22 protein-coding genes, 1 riboswitch and 1 other annotated feature (1 of these 24 cut by a window edge) are annotated in these 24,696 nt (G+C 45.3%); of the genes, 21 read left to right on the top strand and 1 reads right to left on the bottom strand.

What is annotated here, in order from left to right; all coding sequences use genetic code 11:
* Positions 1–137, top strand: a binding site (T-box leader); it begins 90 nt to the left of the window's first position.
* 52 nt (positions 138–189) lie between these two features.
* From ileS to sirC, 21 genes are all read left to right on the top strand, one after another.
* A complete protein-coding gene (ileS, locus tag QF06_RS06740; RefSeq protein ID WP_041850853.1) occupies positions 190–2,955 on the top strand; it encodes an isoleucine--tRNA ligase in 2,766 nt (921 codons plus the stop codon).
* A 143-nt stretch (positions 2,956–3,098) separates the two neighbouring features.
* On the top strand, positions 3,099–3,473 hold the full coding sequence (gene ylyA / locus QF06_RS06745; protein ID WP_014476755.1) for a sporulation-related RNA polymerase-binding protein YlyA: 375 nt from the start codon (positions 3,099–3,101) through the stop codon (positions 3,471–3,473).
* 102 nt (positions 3,474–3,575) lie between these two features.
* A complete protein-coding gene (gene lspA / locus QF06_RS06750) occupies positions 3,576–4,040 on the top strand; it encodes a signal peptidase II (protein ID WP_003245047.1) in 465 nt (154 codons plus the stop codon).
* Position 4,041: 1 nt separating this feature from the next.
* The gene (locus QF06_RS06755) at positions 4,042–4,953 is read left to right on the top strand and encodes an RluA family pseudouridine synthase (protein ID WP_015383615.1); all 912 of its coding nucleotides are present in this window, start codon (positions 4,042–4,044) and stop codon (positions 4,951–4,953) included.
* A gap of 182 nt (positions 4,954–5,135) precedes the next feature.
* Positions 5,136–5,681 carry a bifunctional pyrimidine operon transcriptional regulator/uracil phosphoribosyltransferase gene (gene pyrR / locus QF06_RS06760; RefSeq protein ID WP_003232127.1) on the top strand — a complete coding sequence of 182 codons (546 nt, stop codon included), beginning with the start codon at positions 5,136–5,138 and terminating at the stop codon, positions 5,679–5,681.
* Between the two features lie 173 nt (positions 5,682–5,854).
* Entirely contained in the window at positions 5,855–7,159 is a 1,305-nt protein-coding gene (gene pyrP, locus QF06_RS06765) for a uracil permease PyrP (protein ID WP_024572187.1), read from the top strand.
* A 143-nt stretch (positions 7,160–7,302) separates the two neighbouring features.
* A complete protein-coding gene (locus tag QF06_RS06770) occupies positions 7,303–8,217 on the top strand; it encodes an aspartate carbamoyltransferase catalytic subunit (RefSeq protein ID WP_041850852.1) in 915 nt (304 codons plus the stop codon).
* Positions 8,201–9,487 (top strand): dihydroorotase, encoded by a 1,287-nt coding sequence (locus QF06_RS06775; RefSeq protein WP_041850851.1) that lies wholly within the window; start codon positions 8,201–8,203, stop codon positions 9,485–9,487. Before QF06_RS06770 ends, QF06_RS06775 begins: the two co-directional genes overlap by 17 nt.
* Entirely contained in the window at positions 9,484–10,578 is a 1,095-nt protein-coding gene (locus tag QF06_RS06780; protein ID WP_003232115.1) for a carbamoyl phosphate synthase small subunit, read from the top strand. The genes QF06_RS06775 and QF06_RS06780 overlap by 4 nt, the downstream gene beginning before the upstream one ends.
* A complete protein-coding gene (gene carB / locus QF06_RS06785; RefSeq protein WP_041850850.1) occupies positions 10,563–13,778 on the top strand; it encodes a carbamoyl-phosphate synthase (glutamine-hydrolyzing) large subunit in 3,216 nt (1,071 codons plus the stop codon). Before QF06_RS06780 ends, carB begins: the two co-directional genes overlap by 16 nt.
* Complete coding sequence (gene pyrK / locus QF06_RS06790; protein ID WP_041850849.1) at positions 13,775–14,545, top strand: dihydroorotate oxidase B electron transfer subunit; 771 nt, start codon at positions 13,775–13,777, stop codon at positions 14,543–14,545. The genes carB and pyrK overlap by 4 nt, the downstream gene beginning before the upstream one ends.
* Positions 14,545–15,480 carry a dihydroorotate dehydrogenase gene (locus QF06_RS06795; protein WP_041850848.1) on the top strand — a complete coding sequence of 312 codons (936 nt, stop codon included), beginning with the start codon at positions 14,545–14,547 and terminating at the stop codon, positions 15,478–15,480. The genes pyrK and QF06_RS06795 overlap by 1 nt, the downstream gene beginning before the upstream one ends.
* Complete coding sequence (gene pyrF / locus QF06_RS06800; RefSeq protein WP_003232107.1) at positions 15,449–16,168, top strand: orotidine-5'-phosphate decarboxylase; 720 nt, start codon at positions 15,449–15,451, stop codon at positions 16,166–16,168. The genes QF06_RS06795 and pyrF overlap by 32 nt, the downstream gene beginning before the upstream one ends.
* Positions 16,165–16,797 (top strand): orotate phosphoribosyltransferase, encoded by a 633-nt coding sequence (gene pyrE / locus QF06_RS06805; RefSeq protein ID WP_038828200.1) that lies wholly within the window; start codon positions 16,165–16,167, stop codon positions 16,795–16,797. The genes pyrF and pyrE overlap by 4 nt, the downstream gene beginning before the upstream one ends.
* Before the next feature lie 144 nt (positions 16,798–16,941).
* Positions 16,942–17,047: riboswitch (SAM riboswitch) on the top strand.
* A gap of 164 nt (positions 17,048–17,211) precedes the next feature.
* On the top strand, positions 17,212–17,913 hold the full coding sequence (locus tag QF06_RS06810) for a phosphoadenylyl-sulfate reductase (RefSeq protein WP_003221498.1): 702 nt from the start codon (positions 17,212–17,214) through the stop codon (positions 17,911–17,913).
* Between the two features lie 11 nt (positions 17,914–17,924).
* The gene (cysP, locus tag QF06_RS06815) at positions 17,925–18,989 is read left to right on the top strand and encodes a sulfate permease (RefSeq protein WP_014479750.1); all 1,065 of its coding nucleotides are present in this window, start codon (positions 17,925–17,927) and stop codon (positions 18,987–18,989) included.
* Between the two features lie 48 nt (positions 18,990–19,037).
* On the top strand, positions 19,038–20,186 hold the full coding sequence (gene sat / locus QF06_RS06820) for a sulfate adenylyltransferase (RefSeq protein ID WP_003245745.1): 1,149 nt from the start codon (positions 19,038–19,040) through the stop codon (positions 20,184–20,186).
* 12 nt (positions 20,187–20,198) lie between these two features.
* The gene (gene cysC, locus QF06_RS06825) at positions 20,199–20,792 is read left to right on the top strand and encodes an adenylyl-sulfate kinase (RefSeq protein WP_015252120.1); all 594 of its coding nucleotides are present in this window, start codon (positions 20,199–20,201) and stop codon (positions 20,790–20,792) included.
* Positions 20,793–20,890: 98 nt separating this feature from the next.
* Positions 20,891–21,664 carry a uroporphyrinogen-III C-methyltransferase gene (gene cobA, locus QF06_RS06830; RefSeq protein ID WP_015715864.1) on the top strand — a complete coding sequence of 258 codons (774 nt, stop codon included), beginning with the start codon at positions 20,891–20,893 and terminating at the stop codon, positions 21,662–21,664.
* A gap of 2 nt (positions 21,665–21,666) precedes the next feature.
* Positions 21,667–22,452: a sirohydrochlorin chelatase gene (gene sirB, locus QF06_RS06835; protein WP_041850847.1), complete on the top strand. Its 786-nt coding sequence runs from the start codon at positions 21,667–21,669 to the stop codon at positions 22,450–22,452.
* Positions 22,433–22,921: a precorrin-2 dehydrogenase gene (gene sirC, locus QF06_RS06840; protein WP_041850846.1), complete on the top strand. Its 489-nt coding sequence runs from the start codon at positions 22,433–22,435 to the stop codon at positions 22,919–22,921. The genes sirB and sirC overlap by 20 nt, the downstream gene beginning before the upstream one ends.
* 39 nt (positions 22,922–22,960) lie before the next feature.
* Here the strand turns inward: sirC and rqcH are convergent, their stop codons facing one another.
* Positions 22,961–24,673: a tRNA modification protein RqcH gene (rqcH, locus tag QF06_RS06845; RefSeq protein WP_021479315.1), complete on the bottom strand. Its 1,713-nt coding sequence runs from the start codon at positions 24,671–24,673 to the stop codon at positions 22,961–22,963.
* Positions 24,674–24,696 lie beyond the last annotated feature (23 nt).

A 24,696-nucleotide genomic window follows, 5' to 3' on the forward strand; every position in this document is an offset into this window, starting at 1 on the left:
AGATCAGCCCTTTAGTTTCCTTGCTGAACTCACAGTAGGTTAGGACGTTCATCACGTTACGATGCTCAAGAGGAAAAAGTGTATGCTTGCTTTTTCTAAAAGGGTGGTACCGCGAGATAAGCTTTCTCGTCCCTTATGGGATGAGAGGGCTTTTTTTATTTTCTGAAAAAATGCAGTGGAGGAATGAAAATGGATTTTAAAGACACGCTCTTAATGCCGAAAACAGATTTCCCGATGCGTGGAAATTTGCCAAACCGGGAGCCTGACATTCAAAAAAAATGGGAGGAAGAGGATATCTACCGTCTTGTTCAGGAACGGACGAAAGACCGCCCGAAATTTGTTTTACATGACGGACCTCCGTATGCAAACGGCGACATCCATATGGGCCATGCACTTAACAAGATTTTGAAAGACTTCATTGTCCGCTATAAATCAATGAGCGGCTACAACGCACCGTATGTGCCGGGCTGGGATACACACGGATTGCCAATTGAAACAGCTCTGACAAAAAACAAAAAGGTCAACCGCAAAGAAATGTCAGTAGCGGAATTCCGCAAACTATGCGAAGAGTACGCTTGGAAGCAAATCGAGGGACAGCGTGAGCAATTCAAACGTCTTGGTGTCCGCGGTGACTGGGAAAACCCATATGTGACATTAAAACCGGAATACGAAGCGCAGCAAATCCGCGTATTTGGTGAAATGGCAAAACGAGGCTACATTTACAAAGGCCTTAAACCGGTTAACTGGTCACCTTCAAGTGAGTCTGCTCTGGCTGAAGCCGAGATCGAATATCAAGACAAACGTTCAGCATCTATTTACGTCGCTTTTGGTGTAAAAGACGGAAAAGGCGTTCTTGAAAACGGCGAGCGCATCATCATTTGGACAACAACGCCTTGGACAATTCCGGCGAACCTTGGAATCTCAGTGCACCCTGATCTTGAGTACAGCGTGATTGCAGTAGGTGAAGACCGCTTTGTCGTAGCAAGTGCCTTAGTCGAAAATGTTGCATCGGCATGCGGATTTGATCAGTATGAAGTGACAAGAACGGTCAAAGGGAAAGACCTTGAGAACATTATCGCTGAACACCCGCTATATGGCAGAGACTCTCTCGTTATGCTTGGTGAACACGTAACAACTGATGCCGGAACAGGCTGTGTTCATACAGCGCCAGGACATGGGGAAGATGACTTTATCATCGGCCAAAAATACGGATTAGATGTGCTTTGCCCGGTTGATGAAAAAGGTGTAATGACAAGCGAAGCTCCTGGGTTTGAAGGCATGTTCTATGATGATGCAAACAAAGCGATCACACAGCAGCTCGATGAAAAAGGCGCACTTGTGAAGCTTGAATTCATTACTCACTCTTATCCGCATGATTGGAGAACAAAAAAACCAACCATTTTCAGAGCGACAGCGCAATGGTTTGCGTCTATTAAAGATTTCAGATCAGACCTGCTGGATGCCATTAAAGAAACCAAATGGGTTCCTGAATGGGGCGAGCAGCGTTTGCACAACATGGTTCGGGACCGCGGAGACTGGTGTATTTCCAGACAGCGTGCGTGGGGTGTGCCGATTCCGGTATTTTACGCTGAAAACGGAGAACCGATTATTACAGATGAAACCATTGAACATGTTTCTGAATTGTTCAGACAGCACGGATCAAACATTTGGTTTGAAAAAGAAGCAAAGGATCTTCTTCCGGAAGGCTTTACGCATCCTGGCAGCCCGAACGGCACATTTACAAAAGAACAGGATATCATGGATGTTTGGTTTGATTCAGGCTCTTCACATCAAGCAGTGCTTGAAGAACGTGATGACCTCGTTCGCCCGGCTGATTTATACCTAGAGGGATCTGACCAATATCGCGGCTGGTTTAACTCTTCTCTTTCTACAGCAGTAGCCGTAACAGGGAAAGCGCCGTATAAAGGTGTGCTCAGCCATGGGTTCGCACTGGATGGAGAAGGACGCAAGATGAGTAAATCAATCGGTAACGTTGTTGTTCCGGCTAAAGTTATGAAACAGCTTGGTGCCGACATCTTAAGATTATGGGTATCTTCAGTGGATTATCAGGCGGACGTTCGCGTGTCTGACGCCATTCTAAAGCAGGTTGCGGAAGTATATCGTAAAATCCGCAACACGTTCCGTTTCCTTCACGGCAACCTTTTCGATTTTGATCCAAAAACAAATGCGGTGGCTGTCGAAGATCTTCGTGAAGTGGATCAGTATATGCTGATTAAGCTGAACAAGCTGATTGATAAAGTGAAAAAAGCGTATGATGAGTACGAATTTGCGGTTGTGTATCACAGCATTCATAATTTCTGCACAATCGAATTGAGCTCATTCTACCTTGATTTTGCAAAAGATATTGTCTACATCGAGCATGCGGATCATCCGGATAGACGCAGCATGCAGACAGTATTCTACGAAACGCTTCTTGCATTAGTGAAGCTTTCAGCGCCTATCCTTCCACATACGGCAGACGAATTGTGGTCTCATTTAACATTTGTTGAAGAGCAGAGCGTTCAGCTGACCGATATGCCGGAAACAATCGCGGTTCCAAACAGTGAAGTGACTGAAGAAAAATTTGACCGCTTTATGGCTCTTCGTGATGACGTGCTAAAAGCGTTAGAAACTGCGCGAAATGAAAAAATTATCGGTAAATCTTTGGAAGCAAACCTGAAATTGTATCCAAACAAAGAAAACAAAGAGCTCTTGGCTTCCATAAAAGAAAACCTTTCTCAGCTGTTTATTGTGTCTGAACTGACAATCAGCGAAGAAAATGATGCGCCGAACGATGCGCAAAGCTTTGCGACGGGTAAAATCGCTGTCGAGAAAGCGGAAGGCGAAATGTGTGAGAGATCACGTGTGATTTCAAAAGATGTAGGTGCAAATCCGAAATATCCTACACTTTCATTACGCAACGCTGAAATCGTTGAAAAATACTATCAAAAATAATGAAAAGGGCCCGGCGTAAAAGCCGGGCTTTTTTTGTGCCAAGAGTGACATCCTTTAGAACGGCAGGAAAAATCTTATGGGCTTTAGATCATCATTCATAGGCAACAATAAAGGTACTACGTTAAGAGCAGGAGTTGTGAAGAATGAATGATCAACTGACCGCAATTTATACGGAACTTCTTCTGATGAAAGAAGAATTACAGTCGAGATTATTTGAGTATTCTTGCTTTCAGGTTTCTACAAGCCCGCAAGCAGCAATCAATCATAAACAAAAAGCAACTCTGATCTATCATATTAAAGAAGAGCTTCAAGACGTTCTCCTTGCATTGTCAAAAATCGAAAACGGCACATTCGGATACTGTGAAGAAACAGGGGCCCCCATTCCTCTTTCAAAGCTGGCGGTGCTGCCGACGGCCCGAACAGCAAACGATTTTCTTTATTCTGTCCAATTTGAGAAAAAAACGCTTCCGATATGGAAATCAACGGATATCGAATATGGTCAGGCACTGTATGAATAACAGTGTCTGGCTGGTTAATATGCCTGATATTTCTTTACTCCAGTGCTTTTTATTGATAAAATGCATAATGGATTAAAGTAACCGTAAACTGGAGGAACGTTTGTGCTGTATTATATGATTGCACTACTTATTATTGCAGCCGATCAATTGACAAAATGGCTAGTTGTTAAGAACATGGAACTTGGCCAAAGCATTCCGATCATTGATCAGGTATTCTATATCACCTCCCATCGCAATACGGGTGCTGCATGGGGGATATTAGCGGGTCAGATGTGGTTTTTCTACCTCATAACAACCGCTGTTATTATTGGTATTGTTTATTACATACAGCGTTATACAAAGGGACAAAGGCTTCTTGGCGTTGCCCTCGGACTTATGCTTGGCGGTGCCATCGGCAACTTTATCGATCGGGCTGTCAGACAGGAAGTTGTGGATTTTATCCATGTTATTATTGTCAATTACAATTACCCGATATTTAACATCGCGGACTCTTCACTATGTGTCGGCGTAATGCTTTTATTTATACAAATGCTGTTGGACAGCGGGAAAAAGAAAAAGGAGCAATAGCATGAATCAAATTGATATAACCGCTTCAGAAGAACAAAAAAGTGAGCGGATTGATAAATTTTTGGCATCGACTGAGAATGATTGGTCAAGAACCCAGGTTCAGCAATGGGTAAAAGACGGACAGGTTGTCGTGAATGGAAGCGCGGTGAAAGCGAATTATAAAATTCAGCCGGGTGATCAGGTGACCGTCACTGTACCCGAACCGGAAGCGCTCGACGTCCTGGCAGAGCCTATGGATCTGGATATTTATTATGAGGACCAGGATGTGCTGGTCGTCAACAAACCTCGCGGAATGGTTGTTCACCCAGCACCCGGGCATCTTACGGGCACACTTGTAAACGGCCTTATGGCTCATTGCACAGACCTTTCCGGAATAAATGGCGTGATGCGTCCGGGTATTGTTCACAGAATCGATAAGGACACGTCCGGTTTATTAATGGTGGCGAAAAATGATATGGCGCACGAGTCACTTGTAAACCAATTGGTCAACAAAACGGTCACGCGGAAATATACGGCAGTTGTCCACGGGCTTATTTCTCACGATGACGGCACAATTGACGCGCCGATCGGACGAGATAAGAAAGACCGTCAAAGTATGACTGTGACACGTGATGGCAAAAGCGCTGTCACTCATTTTCATGTACTAGAGCGTTTTCAGGATTTTACGTTAGTGGAATGCCAGCTTGAAACAGGGAGAACCCATCAAATTCGTGTTCATATGAAATATATCGGATTCCCATTAGCAGGCGATCCGAAATACGGCCCAAGAAAAACAATCGACTTTAATGGCCAAGCGCTTCACGCGGGAGTTTTAGGTTTTGACCATCCACGAACAGGAGAATATGTCGAATTTGAAGCGCCGCTTCCTGAGGATATGGCAGAATTAATCGAAAACCTCAGAAAAAACGGTTGACAGCGTGTTTCTTTTCTGAAATAATAAACGAAGCTGAATAGATTCTTTAAAACAGTCCAGAGAGGCTGAGAAGGATAACGGATAGACGGGATGCGTGTATAGGCGCGCACCTTGTCCTAAAACCCCTCTATGCTCTGGCAGGAGGGGTTTTTTCTTCTATATGAACTGTGAGGTGTCACACATTGAATCAAAAAGCTGTCATTCTCGACGAACAGGCAATCAGACGGGCGCTGACCAGGATTGCTCACGAAATGATCGAACGCAATAAAGGAATGAATAACTGCATTCTTGTCGGCATTAAGACAAGAGGGATTTACCTGGCAAAACGCCTTGCGGAACGCATTGAACAGATTGAGGGAAACCCTGTTACAGTCGGTGAAATTGATATTACTCTTTACAGAGACGATCTTTCTAAAAAAACGAGCAACGATGAACCGCTTGTAAAAGGTGCAGATATTCCGGTAGATATTACAGATCAAAAAGTCATTCTCGTTGATGATGTCCTGTATACCGGAAGAACAGTCAGAGCAGGAATGGATGCGCTTGTTGATGTAGGCAGACCTTCCTCCATTCAGCTTGCAGTGCTTGTGGACAGAGGACACCGGGAGCTGCCGATCCGAGCGGATTATATCGGGAAAAACATCCCGACATCAAAGTCAGAAAAGGTTATGGTTCAGCTTGATGAGGTAGACCAAAACGATCTCGTCGCCATTTATGAAAACGAATAATAGATCACCTTTTTAAGGGCAATCCAGAGAGGTTGCAAAGAGGTGCACAACAAAGGCCCAAAAAGCATTCGGCAGGTCTTTGTATGCCTCTTTGCGTAAAAAAGCAAAGAGGTTTTTTTATACAGTCATTGAGTCATCCTAAAATGAAAGTCAACAATCAGGGGGAAATCATCATGAGTAAGAAAAAAGTAAATTTAGGGGTCAGGGATGTCCCGACACCTTTCTCTTGGGTTTCATTCAGCCTTCAGCATTTGTTTGCCATGTTTGGCTCAACCATTTTGGTTCCGAAGCTCGTCGGAATGAGTCCTGCTGTGGCGTTGGTGACAAGCGGCATCGGAACACTGGCGTACCTTCTTATTACCAAAGGACAAATTCCGGCGTATCTCGGTTCATCCTTCGCCTTTATTTCTCCGATCATTCTGGTAAAAGCGACCGGCGGGCCGGGAGCGGCAATGGTTGGAGCGTTTCTTGCAGGGCTGGTGTACGGGCTGATTGCCTTATTGATTAGGCAGCTTGGAACAGGATGGCTGATGAAGATTCTACCGCCTGTAGTCGTAGGGCCTGTTATTATCGTCATCGGGCTGGGACTGGCAAGCACTGCGGTAAACATGGCGATGTATGCTGATCCAAACGCGAGTGAGTTGGTCTATAGCTTAAAGCACTTTAGTGTCGCAGGAGTTACGCTGGCAATTACGATTATTTGTGCGATTTTCTTACGAGGGTTTCTAAGCCTGATTCCGGTTCTGATTGGAATCATTGGCGGATACCTGTTCGCCCTTACTCAAGGGATTGTCAACTTCCAGCCGGTGCTTGACGCGAAATGGTTTGCAGTGCCTGAATTTATCATTCCGTTCAAAGATTATTCACCGTCAGTTACACTCGGCATCGCAGCCGCAATGGTTCCTGTCGCATTTGTCACAATGTCAGAGCATATCGGCCACCAAATGGTGCTGAGTAAGGTTGTCGGACAAGACTTCATTAAAAAGCCAGGTCTTCATCGCTCTATTATGGGTGACAGTGTGGCGACAATCCTCGCTTCCCTGATCGGCGGTCCGCCGACAACGACTTACGGAGAAAACATTGGCGTGCTGGCCATCACAAGAGTATTCAGCGTCTTTGTCATCGGAGGAGCGGCAGTGATTGCTTGTTGCTTCGGCTTTATCGGCAAAATTTCAGCGCTGATCAGTTCAGTGCCGTCAGCGGTCATGGGAGGCGTCTCCTTCCTGCTGTTCGGAATCATTGCTTCAAGCGGCCTGAGAATGCTGATTGACAACAAAATTGATTATGAAAACAACAGAAACCTCATTATTACATCAGTTATCCTTGTCATCGGTGTAGGAGGAGCTTTTATCCAAGTGTCTCAAGGCGGATTCCAAGTGTCAGGAATGGCGCTTGCCGCAATTGTCGGTGTCATCTTAAACCTGATTCTTCCGCAGGCGAAGGAAGAGCAGACAGACACATCTGAACATCATATCTAAAACCTTTTAATGAAAGTCCAGAGAGGCTTGGAAGGGTTATGAAGAGAAGGAAGCTTCAATGCTGCCCTCTATTTAACCATACCCCGAGTCTATCTTAGACCGGGGTTTTTTCAGCCTTAAGTTGAAAAGAGAGGGGAAAGAACATGAAGCATTTAACGACGATGAGTGAACTCAGCACTGAGGAAATCAAAGATTTGCTTCAAACAGCACAAGACCTTAAAAGCGGAAAAACAGACAATCAGCTTACAGGAAAGTTTGCCGCAAACCTGTTTTTCGAACCGAGCACGAGAACGCGGTTCAGCTTTGAGGTCGCAGAAAAAAAGCTGGGCATGAATGTGCTCAACCTTGATGGAACTAGCACAAGCGTGCAAAAAGGCGAAACCTTATATGACACGATCCGGACGCTCGAATCAATCGGTGTGGACGTCTGCGTCATCAGGCACAGTGAGGATGAGTATTATGAAGAGCTTGTCAGCCAGGTGAACATTCCGATTCTGAATGCGGGAGACGGATGCGGCCAGCATCCGACACAATCACTGCTTGATTTAATGACGATTTATGAAGAGTTCAATACGTTCAAAGGGCTTACCGTCTCCATTCACGGCGACATCAAGCATAGCAGAGTGGCAAGGTCAAATGCGGAAGTGTTGACAAGATTGGGTGCCCGGGTCCTATTTTCCGGCCCTTCGGAATGGCAGGATGAAGAAAATACATTCGGCACGTATGTCTCAATGGATGAAGCAGTTGAGTCTTCCGATGTTGTCATGCTGCTGCGCATTCAAAATGAACGACATCAATCCGCTGTCAGCCAGGAAGGCTATTTAAACAAATACGGCTTGACCGTAGAACGGGCTGAGCGTATGAAGCGGCATGCGATCATCATGCATCCTGCTCCGGTAAACAGAGGAGTGGAGATTGATGACAGCTTAGTAGAAAGCGGAAAATCAAGAATCTTCAAGCAAATGCAAAATGGCGTATTTATCAGAATGGCAGTGATACAGCGTGCCTTACAAACCAATGTGAAAAGAGGAGAAGCAGCGTATGTCATATCTCATTAAAAACGGCTGGATACTAAACGAAAATGGTGAAAAAACAGAAGCGGATATCCGAGTGACTGGAGAAACCATCACCGCAATCGGCAAGCTTGATGCAACGGATAATGAAACGGTAATTGATGCAAAAGGTTTGCTCGTTTCACCTGGGTTTGTTGATCTCCACGTGCATTTCAGAGAGCCGGGCGGAGAGAAAAAAGAAACTATTGAAACCGGGGCCAAAGCGGCGGCACGCGGCGGCTACACTACAGTAGCAGCAATGCCGAATACGCGGCCGGTTCCTGATACAAAGGAGCAAATGGAATGGGTGCAAAACAGAATTAAAGAAACATCATGCGTCAGAGTTCTTCCATATGCATCCATTACGATCAGACAAATCGGCGATGAAATGACAAACTTTGAAGCGTTAAAAGAAGCCGGGGCATTTGCTTTTACAGATGACGGCGTTGGTATACAGACAGCAGGAATGATGTATGAAGCGATGAAACGGGCAGCCGCAATTGACAAAGCGATTGTTGCACATTGCGAGGACAACTCCTTAATTTACGGAGGAAGCGTACATGAGGGGACATTCTCCAAAGCGAACGGGCTCAACGGCATACCTTCTGTGTGTGAATCGGTTCATATTGCCCGCGATGTGCTGCTGGCTGAAGCGGCAAACTGCCATTATCATGTATGCCATATCAGCACAAAAGAATCTGTCAGAGTTGTACGCGATGCGAAAAAAGCGGGAATCAGAGTGACAGCAGAAGTATCGCCGCATCATTTGCTGCTTTGTGATGAGGACATCCCGGGGCTGAACACAAACTATAAAATGAATCCTCCGCTCCGCAGCCCAGAAGACAGAGCTGCTTTAATTGAAGGTCTTTTAGACGGAACAATTGATTTTATCGCAACAGACCATGCACCGCATACGGAAGAAGAGAAGAACACAGAAATGAAGCTGGCGCCATTCGGAATTGTCGGCTTAGAAACAGCATTCCCGCTTCTTTACACACACTTTGTCAAAAATGGCAGCTGGTCACTGAAGCAGCTGATTGACTACATGACAATCAAGCCATGCGAAGCGTTCGGTCTCCCATATGGAACATTACAAACGGGGCAAGCTGCGGACATTACGTTAATCGATTTAGAAAAAGAAGCAGTTATAGACAAAGAGACATTTTTATCAAAAGGAAAAAATACACCATTCAACGGCATCAGTTGCACCGGCTGGCCGGTCGCTACAATTGCGGCAGGGAAGCTTGCTTATGAAGAGGGGAGACTTGTCAAATGAAGAGACGATTAGTACTGGAAAACGGAGCGGTATTCGAGGGAGAAGCCTTCGGAAGCTTAGAACACAACATGGGAGAAGTCGTTTTTAATACTGGGATGACAGGCTATCAGGAAATTTTATCTGATCCTTCTTACTGCGGACAGATCGTAACATTAACATACCCGCTTATCGGAAATTACGGCATTAACCGTGATGATTTTGAATCCATTACTCCTTTTGTGAAAGGGCTGATCATCAAAGAATTATGTGAGCTGCCTTCCAACTGGCGTTCAGCATACACCTTAGACGAGTATTTAAAAATGAAAAACATTCCCGGACTCCAGGGGATTGATACAAGGAAGCTGACAAGAATGATCCGCACGGCAGGCGCGCTAAAAGGAACATTCGCTTCATCTGATGAAGATATCGAAGCAGTGCTGAAAAGACTGAACGAAACGGAATTGCCAAGAAATCAAGTATCCCAAGTATCAGCAAAAACAGCATATCCGAGCCCGGGAAGAGGCAAACGCATCGTCTTGGTTGACTTCGGCATGAAACACGGGATTCTAAGAGAGCTGAACAAACGGAAATGTGACGTCATCGTTGTGCCTTACAACATTACAGCGGAAGAGGTGCTTCAGCTGAAACCGGACGGTATCATGCTTTCTAACGGACCTGGAGACCCGAAGGATGTGCCTGAAGCGATTGAAATGATTAAAGGTGTTCTTGGAAAAGTGCCATTATTCGGAATATGTCTCGGCCACCAATTATTCGCGCTGGCGTGCGGGGCGAATACTGAAAAAATGAAATTCGGCCACAGGGGCTCAAACCACCCGGTAAAAGAGCTGGCTACAGGAAAAGTTGCCTTAACATCTCAAAACCATGGATATACAGTTTCGTCTATCAGTAAAACAGAACTGGAAGTGACGCATATCGCAATTAACGACGATACGATTGAAGGGCTGAAGCATAAAACATTGCCGGCATTTACGGTTCAATATCATCCCGAAGCCTCACCTGGTCCTGAGGATGCCAACCATCTATTTGACAGATTCATCGAAATGATCGAAACAACAGAGAAAGAAGGGGAAGCGGTATGCCAAAACGCGTAGACATTAACAAAATTTTAGTAATCGGATCTGGACCGATCATCATCGGCCAAGCAGCAGAATTTGACTATGCGGGAACACAAGCCTGTCTTGCTTTGAAAGAAGAAGGTTATGAAGTCATCCTTGTCAACTCAAACCCTGCCACGATCATGACAGATACAGAAATGGCTGACCGGGTTTATATCGAACCGCTCACACCTGAATTCCTGACACGAATCATCAGAAAAGAGCGCCCAGATGCCATTCTTCCTACACTCGGAGGCCAAACCGGTTTGAATCTTGCGGTTGAGCTTTCTGAAAGAGGTGTTCTGGCAGAATGCGGCGTCGAAGTGCTTGGCACAAAACTGTCTGCGATTCAGCAAGCTGAAGACCGTGACTTGTTCAGAACATTAATGAATGAACTGAATGAACCGGTGCCTGAAAGTGAGATTATTCACTCCCTCGAAGAAGCAGAAAAATTCGTCAGTCAAATTGGATTCCCTGTCATTGTCCGCCCGGCATATACATTAGGCGGAACAGGCGGAGGCATCTGCTCGAATGAGACAGAGTTAAAAGAAATCGTTGAGAACGGCTTGAAATTAAGCCCGGTACACCAATGTCTTCTTGAAAAAAGCATCGCCGGCTATAAAGAAATCGAGTATGAAGTCATGAGAGACAGCCAGGATCACGCCATTGTCGTTTGTAACATGGAAAACATTGATCCAGTTGGAATCCATACTGGAGACAGTATTGTTGTCGCGCCGAGCCAAACGCTCAGCGATCGCGAGTATCAGCTCTTGCGGAATGTATCGTTAAAACTGATTCGCGCGCTTGGGATCGAAGGCGGATGTAACGTCCAGCTCGCCTTAGATCCAGACAGCTTCCAATATTACATTATTGAAGTAAATCCGCGTGTCAGCCGTTCATCTGCTCTTGCATCAAAAGCAACGGGATACCCGATAGCAAAGCTCGCTGCTAAAATTGCAGTCGGACTTTCATTAGATGAAATGATGAACCCGGTGACAGGAAAAACATATGCAGCATTTGAACCTGCTCTTGACTATGTCGTATCCAAAATTCCGCGCTGGCCGTTTGATAAATTTGAATCAGCAAACAGAAAGCTTGGCACGCAAATGAAAGCGACAGGTGAGGTCATGGCAATCGGCCGCACGCTTGAAGAGTCATTGCTGAAGGCAGTGCGTTCGCTGGAAGCGGATGTGTATCATCTTGAATTGAAGGACGCCGCTGACATTTCAGATGAGCTTCTTGAAAAGCGAATTAAAAAGGCCGGTGATGAACGCTTATTCTACTTAGCTGAAGCGTACAGAAGAGGCTACACGGTAGAAGACCTCCATGAATTTTCCGCTATCGATGTCTTCTTCTTGCATAAGCTGTTCGGAATCGTACAGTTTGAAAAAGAATTGAAGGCCAATGCGGGCAATACGGATGTGCTGAGACGGGCAAAAGAACTCGGCTTCTCTGATCAGTACATTAGCCGCGAGTGGAAAATGAAAGAATCTGAGCTTTACAGCTTGAGAAAACAAGCGGGGATTGCGCCGGTATTCAAAATGGTAGATACATGTGCGGCGGAATTTGAGTCAGAAACGCCATACTTCTATAGCACATATGAAGAAGAAAATGAATCTGTCGTTACAGATAAGAAAAGTGTGATGGTGCTTGGTTCGGGTCCGATTCGAATCGGTCAGGGTGTCGAGTTCGACTATGCGACGGTTCACTCTGTATGGGCAATTAAACAAGCAGGCTATGAAGCCATTATTGTCAACAACAACCCGGAAACCGTTTCAACAGACTTCAGCATCTCAGACAAGCTGTATTTTGAACCGCTTACGATTGAAGATGTTATGCACATCATTGACCTCGAACAGCCAATGGGCGTTGTCGTACAATTTGGCGGACAAACTGCGATTAACCTTGCTGACGAGCTTTCTGCACGCGGAGTGAAAATCCTTGGAACTTCATTAGAAGATTTAGACCGTGCGGAAGACCGGGATAAATTTGAACAAGCGCTTGGAGAACTTGGTGTTCCTCAGCCGCTTGGCAAAACAGCGACATCAGTTGGTCAGGCGGTAAGCATCGCAAGTGATATCGGTTATCCGGTGCTGGTGCGTCCTTCCTATGTACTTGGCGGCCGGGCGATGGAGATTGTGTACCATGAAGAAGAGCTGCTTCATTACATGAAAAATGCAGTCAAAATCAATCCGCAGCACCCTGTATTAATTGATAGATACTTGACTGGAAAAGAAATTGAAGTCGATGCAGTATCCGACGGTGAAACAGTCGTCATTCCGGGAATTATGGAGCACATTGAACGTGCGGGCGTTCACTCCGGAGACTCAATCGCTGTTTATCCGCCTCAGTCTCTCACAGAGGACATTAAGAAAAAAATTGAACAATACACGATCGCATTGGCTAAAGGGCTGAATATTGTCGGTTTGCTCAATATTCAATTCGTCTTGTCGCAAGGTGAGGTGTACGTGCTAGAAGTGAATCCGAGATCAAGCAGAACCGTACCGTTTTTAAGCAAAATTACGGGTATCCCAATGGCGAATCTCGCAACAAAAATCATTCTTGGTCAAAAGCTGGCTGCGTTTGGCTATACAGAGGGCCTTCAGCCTGAACAGCAAGGTGTATTTGTAAAAGCGCCGGTCTTCTCCTTTGCCAAGCTGAGAAGAGTGGACATTACGTTAGGGCCTGAAATGAAATCAACAGGTGAAGTCATGGGGAAAGATTCGACACTTGAAAAGGCGCTCTACAAAGCCTTGATTGCTTCAGGTATTCAAATCCCGAACTACGGTTCCGTGCTTTTAACAGTAGCTGATAAGGACAAAGAAGAAGGGCTTGCCATTGCTAAGCGGTTCCACGCGATCGGCTACAACATTTTAGCGACGGAAGGAACGGCAGGCTACCTGAAAGAAGCTTCCATTCCAGCGAAGGTCGTCGGAAAAATCGGTCAGGATGGCCCGAACTTGCTTGACGTCATCAGAAACGGAGAAGCGCAGTTTGTCATCAATACGCTGACAAAAGGAAAGCAGCCGGCAAGAGACGGTTTTAGAATCAGACGTGAATCAGTAGAAAATGGTGTTGCCTGCCTAACATCTTTAGATACGGCAGAGGCGATATTACGAGTGCTGGAAAGCATGACATTCCGTGCTGATCAAATGCCGGCAGTCAACACAAATCAGGAGGCGGCAGTCACTATATGAAAAAAGCGTATTTGACAGTATGTTCTAACCAGCAAATTGCAGACCGGGTGTATCAAATGGTTCTGAAAGGGGAGCTTGTCCAAGGGTTTACAACCCCGGGACAGTTCCTTCATCTTAAAGTGAGCGAAGCGGTTACGCCTCTTTTGAGAAGGCCGATCAGCATCGCAGATGTCAACTTTGAAAAAAATGAAGTCACCATCATTTATCGGGTAGATGGGGAAGGGACAAGACTCTTGTCACTGAAGCAGCAGGGAGAACTTGTGGATGTCCTCGGGCCTTTGGGAAATGGCTTTCCTGTTAATGAAGTTCAACCCGGAAAGACGGCTTTGCTGGTAGGAGGCGGAGTAGGTGTGCCGCCTCTCCAAGAGCTGTCGAAACGCTTGAATGAAAAAGGGGTTAATGTCATCCACGTTTTAGGATTCCAATCGGCAAAGGATGTTTTTTACGAGGAAGAATACAGGCAGTACGGAGACACGTATGTGGCAACAGCTGACGGAAGCTACGGGGAAACCGGATTTGTCACAGATGTGATTAAACGGAAAAATCTAGAGTTTGATATCCTCCTCAGCTGCGGGCCGACACCGATGCTCAAGGCGTTAAAACAGGAATATGCCCATAAAGAAGTGTATCTGTCCATGGAGGAACGAATGGGCTGCGGAATCGGCGCATGCTTCGCGTGTGTGTGCCATACAAACGAAAGTGAGACATCCTATGTAAAAGTATGTCTCGACGGGCCTGTATTTAAAGCTCAGGAGGTGGCGCTGTAATGCTAGAGGTGAAATTGCCGGGACTTGATTTGAAAAATCCAATCATTCCTGCATCAGGCTGCTTCGGGTTTGGAAAAGAGTTTTCACGTTTTTATGATTTGTCTTGTCTTGGAGCTATCATGATTAAGGCTACGACAAAGGAGCCGCGCTTCGGGAATCCGACGCCGCGGGTAGCTGAGACTGGTGCTGGAATGCTCAATGCGATCGGTCTCCAAAATCCGGGGCTGGATAGCGTGTTGCATAATGAGCTGCCGTGGCTTGAGCAGTTTGATACGCCGATCATTGCCAATGTCGCAGGTTCTCAAGTCGAGGATTATGTTGAAGTCTCAGAGCATATCAGCAAAGCGCCAAATGTTCATGCTCTTGAATTGAATATTTCCTGCCCGAATGTGAAAACAGGCGGAATCGCTTTTGGCACGAATCCTGAAATGGCTGCCGATTTGACAAAAGCGGTGAAAGAGGTTTCGGATGTACCCGTTTATGTGAAGCTTTCCCCGAACGTGGCTAATATCACAGAAATTGCCTTAGCGATCGAGGAAGCGGGAGCGGACGGTCTTACGATGATCAACACACTAATCGGCATGAGACTCGATTTAAAAACCGGCAAACCGATATTAGCGAATAAAACAGGGGGACTTTCGGGTCCTGCTGTGAAGCCGGTTGCCATTCGCATGGTGTATGAAGTCAGCCAGATGGTCAATATCCCGATTATCGGAATGGGAGGCGTGCAAACGGCTGAAGATGCCCTGGAATTTCTTCTCGCGGGAGCAAGCGCAGTCGCTGTCGGAACAGCAAACTTTGTGAATCCTTTTGCATGTCCAGAGATTATTGAACAGCTCCCATCTGTTTTGCGCCAATACGGCTATCAATCAATTGAAGAATGCATCGGAAGGAGCTGGAATCATGAAAAACAACCTGCCCATCATCGCGCTTGATTTTGCATCAGCTGAAGAAACACTCGCGTTCTTAGCTCCTTTTCAGCAAGAACCGTTATTTGTAAAGGTTGGAATGGAGCTTTTTTATCAAGAAGGGCCATCGATCGTGAAACAATTAAAAGAAAGAAACTGCGAGCTGTTTTTAGATCTAAAGCTTCATGACATCCCGACTACTGTAAACAAAGCGATGAAGCGCCTTGCCAGTCTCGGAGTAGACCTCGTCAATGTTCATGCGGCCGGGGGCAAAAAAATGATGCAGGCAGCTCTCGAAGGCTTAGAAGAAGGTACGCCGGCCGGAAAAAAACGTCCGTCACTTATCGCGGTAACCCAGTTGACAAGCACATCTGAACAAATCATGAAAGATGAACTGCTGATCGAAAAATCTCTGATTGATACGGTTGTGCACTACAGCAAACAGGCGGAAGAAAGCGGACTGGATGGAGTGGTCTGCTCTGTTCATGAAGCAAAAGCCATTTACCAAGCGGTGTCGCCTTCATTTCTGACTGTCACTCCGGGGATCAGAATGTCAGAGGACGCTGCGAATGACCAAGTCCGCGTGGCGACACCTGCCATTGCAAGAGAGAAAGGTTCATCTGCGATAGTGGTAGGACGCTCGATTACAAAAGCGGAAGACCCGGTAAAAGCCTATAAGGCTGTCAGACTTGAATGGGAGGGAATCAAATCTTGAAACAAATCATCGCAAAACATCTATTAGACATCCAAGCTGTATTTTTACGCCCGAACGAGCCGTTCACATGGGCAAGCGGCATTTTATCTCCAATCTACTGTGACAACCGCCTTACGCTATCTTTCCCAGAGGTCAGAAATGATGTCGCCTCAGGCATCAGCAAGCTTGTCAAAGAGCATTTTCCCGAAGCTGAAATGATTGCGGGAACAGCAACCGCGGGTATTCCTCATGCTGCTTTAGCGGCTGACCGTTTGAATTTTCCGATGTGTTATGTGAGGAGCAAGCCGAAGGCGCACGGAAAAGGCAATCAGATTGAGGGAGCTGTGCAAGAAGGGCAAAAAACAGTCGTCATTGAAGACTTAATCTCCACAGGAGGCAGCGTGCTTGAAGCTTGTGCAGCTTTACAAGCGGCCGGCTGTGAAGTGCTTGGTGTCGTCTCAATCTTTACGTACGGACTTCCTAAAGCGGAGGAAGCCTTCGCAAAGGCAGAACTGCCATACTACTCATTAACTGATTATGATACGCTCACAGAGGTCGCGCTTGAAAACGGAAATATTCATTCAGATGATCTAAAAAAGCTGCAAACATGGAAACGAAATCCCGAGTCAAAAGATTGGTTTAAAAAATAAAAAATAAATTCAAATGATGTAAAGAGGCTTCAAAGCCTTGCTGTACTTGAAAACAGGCTGTGAGGCCTGTTTTTTTATTAATCCTATAAAAAAAGTCGGGTTGACTTATGTTAGAATTGTGCTAAAATTTACTACAAATCTAAAAACTTATCAAGAGCGGCTGAGGGACTGGACCTATGAAGCCCGGCAACCTGCATAGTTTGTAAGGTGCTACTTCCAGCAAAATGAATTCCATTTTGAAAGATAAGGGCTACATGCTGTTCCTGTCTTTCTTTCCGCCGGATTGAAAGTTTTTTATTTTAAGAGGAAAAAAGGCTGTCTGTGATATCAGCAGCCGCGAATCACATTACAATTGGGAAAAGACAACCGGCAGAAAGCTACTGTTTGTTTGTCTCCGAAAGGAGGAAAGAAGAAATGTTAACGTACGATAATTGGGAAGAACCAACGATTACATTTCCGGAAGACGATCCTTACAAAGGAGCGCTGTCAGTTTTAAAATGGGCATACGGCCATTACGGCAATCAGCTTGTTTATGCCTGCAGTTTCGGAATTGAGGGAATCGTTCTGATTGACTTAATTTATAAAGTGAAAAAAGACGCAGAGATTGTGTTTCTTGATACAGGACTTCATTTTAAAGAAACCTATGAAACAATTGAACGAGTGAAAGAGCGTTATCCGGGTCTTAATATCATCCTGAAAAAACCAGACCTCACCCTTGAGGAACAAGCCGAAGAACATGGTGACAAACTGTGGGAAAGAGAGCCGAATCAGTGCTGCTATCTTAGAAAGGTCGTTCCTTTAAGAGAGGCGCTTTCAGGACATCCAGCCTGGCTTTCCGGCCTGCGTCGTGATCAAGGGCCAAGCCGTGCCAATACGAATTTCTTAAACAAAGATGAAAAATTCAAGTCAGTAAAAGTTTGCCCGCTTATCCATTGGACTTGGAAAGACATTTGGAGATACACATCCCGGAATGAACTGGACTACAATCCGCTTCATGACCAAGGATATCCAAGTATTGGCTGTGCGCCTTGCACTGCTCCCGCTTTTACAGCAGAGGATTTGCGCTCAGGCAGATGGAATGGTATGGCGAAAACAGAATGCGGACTGCATGAATAAGGAGCTGCAAAATGGAATTAGCCGCTATTTTATTTAGCTTGTTTTTCGCGATGAATATTGGTGCAAGCGGCGCTGCAGCTTCGATGGGGGTTGCTTACGGCTCCGGAGCCATCAAAAAGAAAACCTACGCTTTGATCCTATGCGCAGTCGGTGTCTTTGCCGGGGCGGTCATTGGCGGAGGCGAGGTTGTAAAAACAATCAGCTCCGGCATTATTCCTGAGCAGACGATTACACTGACGATTGTTTGCATCATTATTGGAGCTGCTGCCCTGTCGCTCTTTACTGCTAATCTGCTCGGCATTCCTTTGTCGACAAGTGAAGTAACAGTCGGCGCGGTTGTCGGCGTGGGAGTGGCTTATAAAGTATTGTTTGTGAACAATCTTCTGATCATTGTGTCATTTTGGGTTTTTGTCCCGCTGTTCGCTTTCGGCTTCACCTATTTCGTATCTAAGCTGTTTCGTTATTTTAAGATTGAAGTAAAATCTTCTAAAAAGCAAAAAATCCTCGGCGTTGTTTTGTTAGTTGCCGGATTTTTCGAAGCATTCTCTGCCGGCATGAATAACGTGGCGAATGCTGTTGGCCCGTTAGTAGCTGCCGGTGTGCTTGATGTTGGAAAAGGAACCTTGTATGGAGGAGCTTTTGTTGCTCTTGGCGCACTGTTATTAGGCCGGCGTGTGCTAGAAACAAACGGGAAGAAAATTACGAGATTCTCCAAAGGGGAAGGCATTCTCTTATCCGGTACAGGAGCCGGACTGGTGATCATCAGTTCTGTATTTGGGATGCCGGTGCCCTTGGCGCAAGTCACGTCATCGTCTATTATCGGAATAGGCATGGCAAAAAACGGTCCGAACGTGTTCCATAAACAAGTTGTTCAAACGATGCTGAAGGTATGGATCGTATCGCCGTTTTTATCTTTATCGATTTCTTATCTGCTTGTATCCTTGTTTTTAAAAGCAGATTATTATTCGATCTTTATCATGGTAAGTGTGCTTTTAGCGGCGGGGGGTGCCGTCAGCCTGACAAAGGCCATTCGTAAAGAGAGACGCTCAGTCCACGAACAAGGCGGGGGAATCTGATCATTAATCTGAGTAATTTTATAAGTTAACTAGGAGGAGATGGATATTATGAGCTTAGCACCACACGGAGGAACATTAGTAAACAGAGTAGATGAATCATATGATGTGAGCGGCATCCAAAAAGAAATTGAACTTGATTTAATTTCTTTCGCGGATTTGGAATTGATCGGTATCGGTGCATACAGCCCGATTGAAGGTTTCTTTAATGAAAAAGATTACGTATCTGTAGTCGAAAACATGCGTCTTTCTTCCGGCGTTGTCTGGTCTCTTCCGATCACGCTTCCGGTCGATGCGCAAAAAGCAGCGGAACTGTCACTTGGTGAAACGGTAAAGTTAACGTATGAAGGAGAAACATACGGCGTTATCCAAATCGAAGACCTGTACGTGCCTGACAAACAAAAAGAAGCTGTTAATGTGTACAAAACAGATGAACAGGAGCATCCTGGTGTTAAAAAGCTGTTCAGCCGCGGCAATACATATGTCGGCGGACCGATTACGTTGATTAAAAAAGCTTCAAAACAGTTCCCTGAATTTACATTTGAACCGTCAGAAACGAGACGCCAGTTTGCGGAAAAAGGCTGGGAAACCATTGTCGGTTTCCAAACAAGAAACCCTGTTCACAGAGCGCATGAATACATTCAAAAAACGGCTCTTGAAACAGTAGACGGCTTGTTCTTGAATCCGTTAGTAGGTGAAACAAAATCTGATGACATTCCAGCTGATGTACGGATGGAAAGCTACCAAGTGCTTCTTGATCATTATTACCCGAAAGATCGCGTTTTCCTTGGTGTCTTTTTAGCGGCGATGCGTTATGCAGGCCCGAGAGAAGCAATTTTCCACGCGCTTGTCAGAAAGAACTACGGCTGCACACATTTCATCGTCGGCCGTGATCATGCAGGTGTAGGTGACTATTACGGAACATACGAAGCACAGGAGCTGTTTGACACATTTAAACCTGAAGAACTCGGGATTACACCGCTGAAATTCGAGCACAGCTTCTTCTGTAAAAAATGCGGAAATATGGGAACAGCGAAAACTTGCCCTCATGGCAGAGAGCATCACGTCATTTTATCAGGCACTAAGGTAAGAGGTATGCTGAGAGACGGTGTGCTGCCGCCTGCTGAATTCAGTCGAAAAGAAGTCGTAGAAGTGTTAATCAAAGGGATGAAGAAAAAAGAAGAAGTAGGCGTATCTTAAGGAGGAATGGCAGTGACAAATCGCGATATTGTATGGCATGAAGCCTCTATCACAAAAGAAGAGTACCAGCAAAAAAACAAGCATAAAAGCTCCATTCTCTGGCTGACAGGGTTAAGCGGCTCAGGCAAATCAACGATTGCCAACGCCGCTGCGAGAGAATTGTTTGAGCAAGGCTACCAAGTCATTGTGCTGGACGGGGATAATATCCGTCACGGCCTAAATAAGGATCTTGGTTTTTCTGATGAAGACCGAAAAGAAAACATCCGCCGGATCGGAGAGGTGGCGAAGCTTTTTGTTCAGCAGGGAACCATTGTGATTACTGCTTTTATCTCTCCTTTCCGCGAGGATAGACAACAGGTTCGCGAGCTTGTGGAAGCGGGCGAATTTAATGAAGTCTACATTAAATGCGACCTTGATATTTGTGAACAAAGAGATCCGAAAGGGCTTTACAAAAAAGCAAGAAACGGCGAGATTCCGTTCTTTACAGGAATTGATTCTCCTTATGAAGAACCGGAAGCTCCAGAGCTCGTTCTTGATTCAGGACAGCATGACCGTGAAGCGTGTAAAAATCAGCTGATCGAGTTTGTTAAACAAAAATTGAGCTGAATATGATCTGCTGCGTTCTTCTCAGATGCCGGAATGCAAGCGAGAACATCATCACAGCGAATCTTCTGGAAGAACTCGAATAGATCGGGGGAAATACGATGGGGAAAGTATATATTGTAGGAGCGGGTCCCGGTGACCCTGATCTGCTGACAATTAAAGCGCTGAAAGCCATTGAAAAAGCTGATGTCATCTTATATGACAGATTAGTAAATAAAGAGATTTTACAATATGCCAAAGAGCAAGCAGACCTGATCTACTGCGGGAAGCTTCCGGATTTTCATACGATGAAGCAGGAAACCATTAATCGGTTTCTTGTAAAGTATGCGCAAAAAGGGAAAACCGTTGTCAGGCTGAAAGGCGGAGACCCTTTTGTGTTCGGGAGAGGAGGGGAAGAAGCGGAATGCCTCTCTGAAAATGGAATTCCGTTTGAAATCATCCCCGGCATTACGTCTGGAATCGCGGCAGCCGCTTATGCCGGAATTCCTGTTACTCATCGGGAGGCGGGCTCTAATGTCGCTTTTGTAACGGGTCACTATAAAAAAGAAGAAGATTTTGAGGAAAAGTGGAAAGCGCTGGCTACAGGAATTGATACACTTGTCATCTATATGGGTATCAAAAACGTGCAGCAGATTGAGAGAAAACTCCTTGAAAATGGCCGGGACGGTTCTACGCCGGCAGCCTTTATTCATTGGGGAACAACGGACAAGCAAAAATCTGTTTTTTGTACAGTTGACACCCTTTCAGAAACGGTGATAAAAGAAAACATTACAAATCCGAGTTTAATTGTCATTGGAAATGTTGTAAATTATCACTATAAGCTGGAATGGTTTGAATCTGAACTGAAAAAACAAGATTTAAGCGAGGCGTTGTAAAAATGAAACAAGCAATTTTATATGTCGGCCACGGCAGCCGGGTCAAAAAAGCGCAGCAAGAAGCCGCAGCCTTTTTGGAAGGATGTAAGGCCCACATCTCTGTGCCAGTACAAGAAATCAGCTTTTTAGAGCTTCAGGAGCCGACAATTGAGACAGGATTTGAAGCATGTGTGAAGCAAGGCGCCACTCATATCGCAGTGGTGCCTCTGCTTCTTTTAACAGCTGCGCATGCAAAACATGATATTCCGGAAGAAATTGTCCGTGTTGCATCTCGATATCCATCAGTCCGTATTTCATACGGAAAGCCGATCGGGATTGACAAAGAAGTAGTCAAGGCTGTATATCACCGAATGAAAGACATAGGTGTTCCGTATGAAAATGCCAGAGTGGTGCTCATCGGAAGGGGAAGTTCAGATCCAGATGTCAAAAGAGACGTAACCGGAATTGCTAATCTTCTTCAGGAAATGGTTCCAGTGAAGGAAGTCATTCCGTGCTTTTTGACAGCATGCGGCCCGAATTACAAAGAGGTTTTTTCAGAACTTAAAAAAGATGACGGCATAACAACCTTTATCGTTCCATATTTGCTCTTTACGGGTATGCTGATGAATGAAATCGAACGAGAGGTTCAGAAATTAAAAGCTCATAATCCGAACGTCTACCTCTCTTCCTATATCGGTTTTCATCCTCATGTGAAAAACGCATTTTTGAACCGTGTGAGAGAAACTGCGGCAAATTCTGAGGAACAATTTGATTTTGATGGAGGTTCATATGCTTCCGCTGCACATTAGCCTGGAAAAGAAGAAGGTTGTCATTGCGGGGGGCGGCAGCATCGCTCTCAGAAGGCTGAAAACGGTGATTTCTGAGGGAGCTGATATAACGCTCGTCAGTCCAGATGTTGAACCGGAAATCAAGCAAATGGCAGAAGAGCGACGTATCAAATGGGAAAAACGGACAATTGCAAAAGAAGATTATCTCAATGCTTTCTTCATTATTGCTGCGACGGATAATGCGGCAGTGAACAAAGAAATTGCCCAATCCGCTTCGCCTTTTCAGCTTGTCAATTGTGTCAGTGACGCTGAGCTTGGCAATGTATATATGCCGAAAATCGTAAAAAGAGGGCATGTCACTGTGTCTGTTTCTACAAGCGGAGCCAGTCCAAAGCACACGAAAGAGCTTGCTGAAAACGTGGATAAGCTGATTGACGGCGATTTTGTTGCTGAAGTGAACAGGCTTTATCAGATGAGAAGAAAGAAATAAGCCAGAGCATACAAATGCTCTGGCTTTTATTTATGCGGCTCAGCTTTTTTTGAGCTTGATGACAGTATCAGCATCAGGCGTGACAAAGACGGTATGCTGGCTGTCATAGGTGACGAAGCCGGGCTTCGCGCCGTTTGGTTTTTTGACATGCCTGATTTTTGTATAATCTACAGGCACTGAACTTGAATCTTTAGCTTTTGAAAAATAAGCTGCAATTGTCGCGGCTTCCATGATTGTTTGCTCATCCGGTTCGCTGCTTCTGATCACAACGTGGGAGCCGGGAATGTCCTTCGTGTGAAGCCAGATATCGTCTCTAGCCGCCGCTCTGGTCGTTAAATATTCATTTTGACGATTGTTCTTACCCACTAAAATTGTCAGGCCTGAGGTGGATTCATATGTTTCTAACACCGGATTGTGCGGTTTTTGCTTTTTCTGGCCCTTTTGCTGCTTAGGGCGCAAATATTTGCCCTCAACAAGCTCTTCCCTGATTTCACTGATATCCCGGGGAGAAGCGGACGAAAGCTGCTGAATCAGCTGATCAAAATATTCGATCTCTTCCTGTGCCAGCCGGATTTGCTCCTCGACAACTGCGACCGAATTTTTCGCTTTCTGATATTTCGTGAAATAGGCCTGTGCGTTTTCAGAAGGCGTTTTGTTCGGGTTTAAAGGAATCGTGATTGTCGGGCTTTCTTCATCATAATAATTGATGACCTCAGCCTGTTTATCACCTTTTTTCAGCATATATAAATTAGCGGTTAAAAGCTCCCCGTAAAGCTGAAATTCCTTCGCGTTTTCCGAATACTCCAGGGTTTTCTCTAATTTTTTGATTTTGTTGGCATTCTTCTTCCGTTCGTTCACAACAAAACGCTCAAGATCCTGAGCCTGCTGTTTGACTCGGTCTCGTTCAGCTTTTCCGAAATAAAAACGGTCGAGCAGTTCGCTTAATGAATCAAAACGGCGCGCTTCGCCCTTTAGATGAGTCAGCTCCAGTAAATAAAAATATTCCTTTCCGTTTACAGTCGTAATGTTGGGAATGAAACGGTGCTCTTTCACTTCGGCAAACAGTGCCAGCAGCGCTTTTGGCAGTGTGACTTTGTTGGCAAGGCCTGCTCTGTGAACCGCTTCTTTGGCGAAAAGCGGAGACACCCCTGAAAAGTGGTCGACAATTTGTTTATCAAGCCTTCCTTCTTGAAAGCTGAGGTGACGCAAAATATCATCTTCTGACGCCTCAAGAGGCGATATTTTGTCCTGAGCAGGCGGAAGCTTATAATCTTGGCCGGGCAGTACTGTACGGTAGCTGTTCATTGACGGTGATAAATGCTTAAGTCCGTCGATAATCACATTTTCTGCTGCGTCAGTCAAAATGATATTGCTGTGACGGCCCATAATTTCTACATAAAGCTTTCGTACGGTTTCATCGCCAATTTCGTTTCGGCTTTTGATATGAAAAATCATAATGCGGTCTAAGCCCGCTTGTTCAATTTTCTCAATGAATCCGCCTTCGATATGCTTTCTCAGCAACATGCAAAACATTGGCGGTTCGCTTGGATTTTCATAAGCTTGTGCCGTGATATGCACCCGTGAATAGCTCGGATGTGCCGATAATAATAGTTTTTGGTTTTTTCCCTTGGCACGGATGTGGAAAATCACATCGTGCTTATATGGCTGATGGACTTTTGTAATTCGTCCGCCCATTATTTTCTCGTTAAGTTCGTGTGTCATTCCGTATGTAAACATGCCATCAAACGACATATGCAATACACCCTCTCATTCTT

This window comes from Bacillus sp. YP1, assembly GCF_000877815.1.
Classification (GTDB): Bacteria; Bacillota; Bacilli; order Bacillales; family Bacillaceae; genus Bacillus; species Bacillus subtilis.

What these genes read in the sequence shown, in the direction of transcription:
- ileS (WP_041850853.1), top strand. Translation starts at nt 190, where the DNA reads ATGGATTTTAAAGACACGCTCTTAATGCCGAAAACAGATTTCCCGATG.
- ylyA (WP_014476755.1), top strand. Translation starts at nt 3,099, where the DNA reads ATGAATGATCAACTGACCGCAATTTATACGGAACTTCTTCTGATGAAA.
- QF06_RS06755 (WP_015383615.1), top strand. Translation starts at nt 4,042, where the DNA reads ATGAATCAAATTGATATAACCGCTTCAGAAGAACAAAAAAGTGAGCGG.
- pyrP (WP_024572187.1), top strand. Translation starts at nt 5,855, where the DNA reads ATGAGTAAGAAAAAAGTAAATTTAGGGGTCAGGGATGTCCCGACACCT.
- QF06_RS06770 (WP_041850852.1), top strand. Translation starts at nt 7,303, where the DNA reads ATGAAGCATTTAACGACGATGAGTGAACTCAGCACTGAGGAAATCAAA.
- QF06_RS06775 (WP_041850851.1), top strand. Translation starts at nt 8,201, where the DNA reads ATGTCATATCTCATTAAAAACGGCTGGATACTAAACGAAAATGGTGAA.
- QF06_RS06780 (WP_003232115.1), top strand. Translation starts at nt 9,484, where the DNA reads ATGAAGAGACGATTAGTACTGGAAAACGGAGCGGTATTCGAGGGAGAA.
- carB (WP_041850850.1), top strand. Translation starts at nt 10,563, where the DNA reads ATGCCAAAACGCGTAGACATTAACAAAATTTTAGTAATCGGATCTGGA.
- pyrK (WP_041850849.1), top strand. Translation starts at nt 13,775, where the DNA reads ATGAAAAAAGCGTATTTGACAGTATGTTCTAACCAGCAAATTGCAGAC.
- QF06_RS06795 (WP_041850848.1), top strand. Translation starts at nt 14,545, where the DNA reads ATGCTAGAGGTGAAATTGCCGGGACTTGATTTGAAAAATCCAATCATT.
- pyrF (WP_003232107.1), top strand. Translation starts at nt 15,449, where the DNA reads ATGAAAAACAACCTGCCCATCATCGCGCTTGATTTTGCATCAGCTGAA.
- QF06_RS06810 (WP_003221498.1), top strand. Translation starts at nt 17,212, where the DNA reads ATGTTAACGTACGATAATTGGGAAGAACCAACGATTACATTTCCGGAA.
- cysP (WP_014479750.1), top strand. Translation starts at nt 17,925, where the DNA reads ATGGAATTAGCCGCTATTTTATTTAGCTTGTTTTTCGCGATGAATATT.
- sat (WP_003245745.1), top strand. Translation starts at nt 19,038, where the DNA reads ATGAGCTTAGCACCACACGGAGGAACATTAGTAAACAGAGTAGATGAA.
- cobA (WP_015715864.1), top strand. Translation starts at nt 20,891, where the DNA reads ATGGGGAAAGTATATATTGTAGGAGCGGGTCCCGGTGACCCTGATCTG.
- sirB (WP_041850847.1), top strand. Translation starts at nt 21,667, where the DNA reads ATGAAACAAGCAATTTTATATGTCGGCCACGGCAGCCGGGTCAAAAAA.
- sirC (WP_041850846.1), top strand. Translation starts at nt 22,433, where the DNA reads ATGCTTCCGCTGCACATTAGCCTGGAAAAGAAGAAGGTTGTCATTGCG.
- rqcH (WP_021479315.1), bottom strand. Translation starts at nt 24,673, where the DNA reads ATGTCGTTTGATGGCATGTTTACATACGGAATGACACACGAACTTAAC.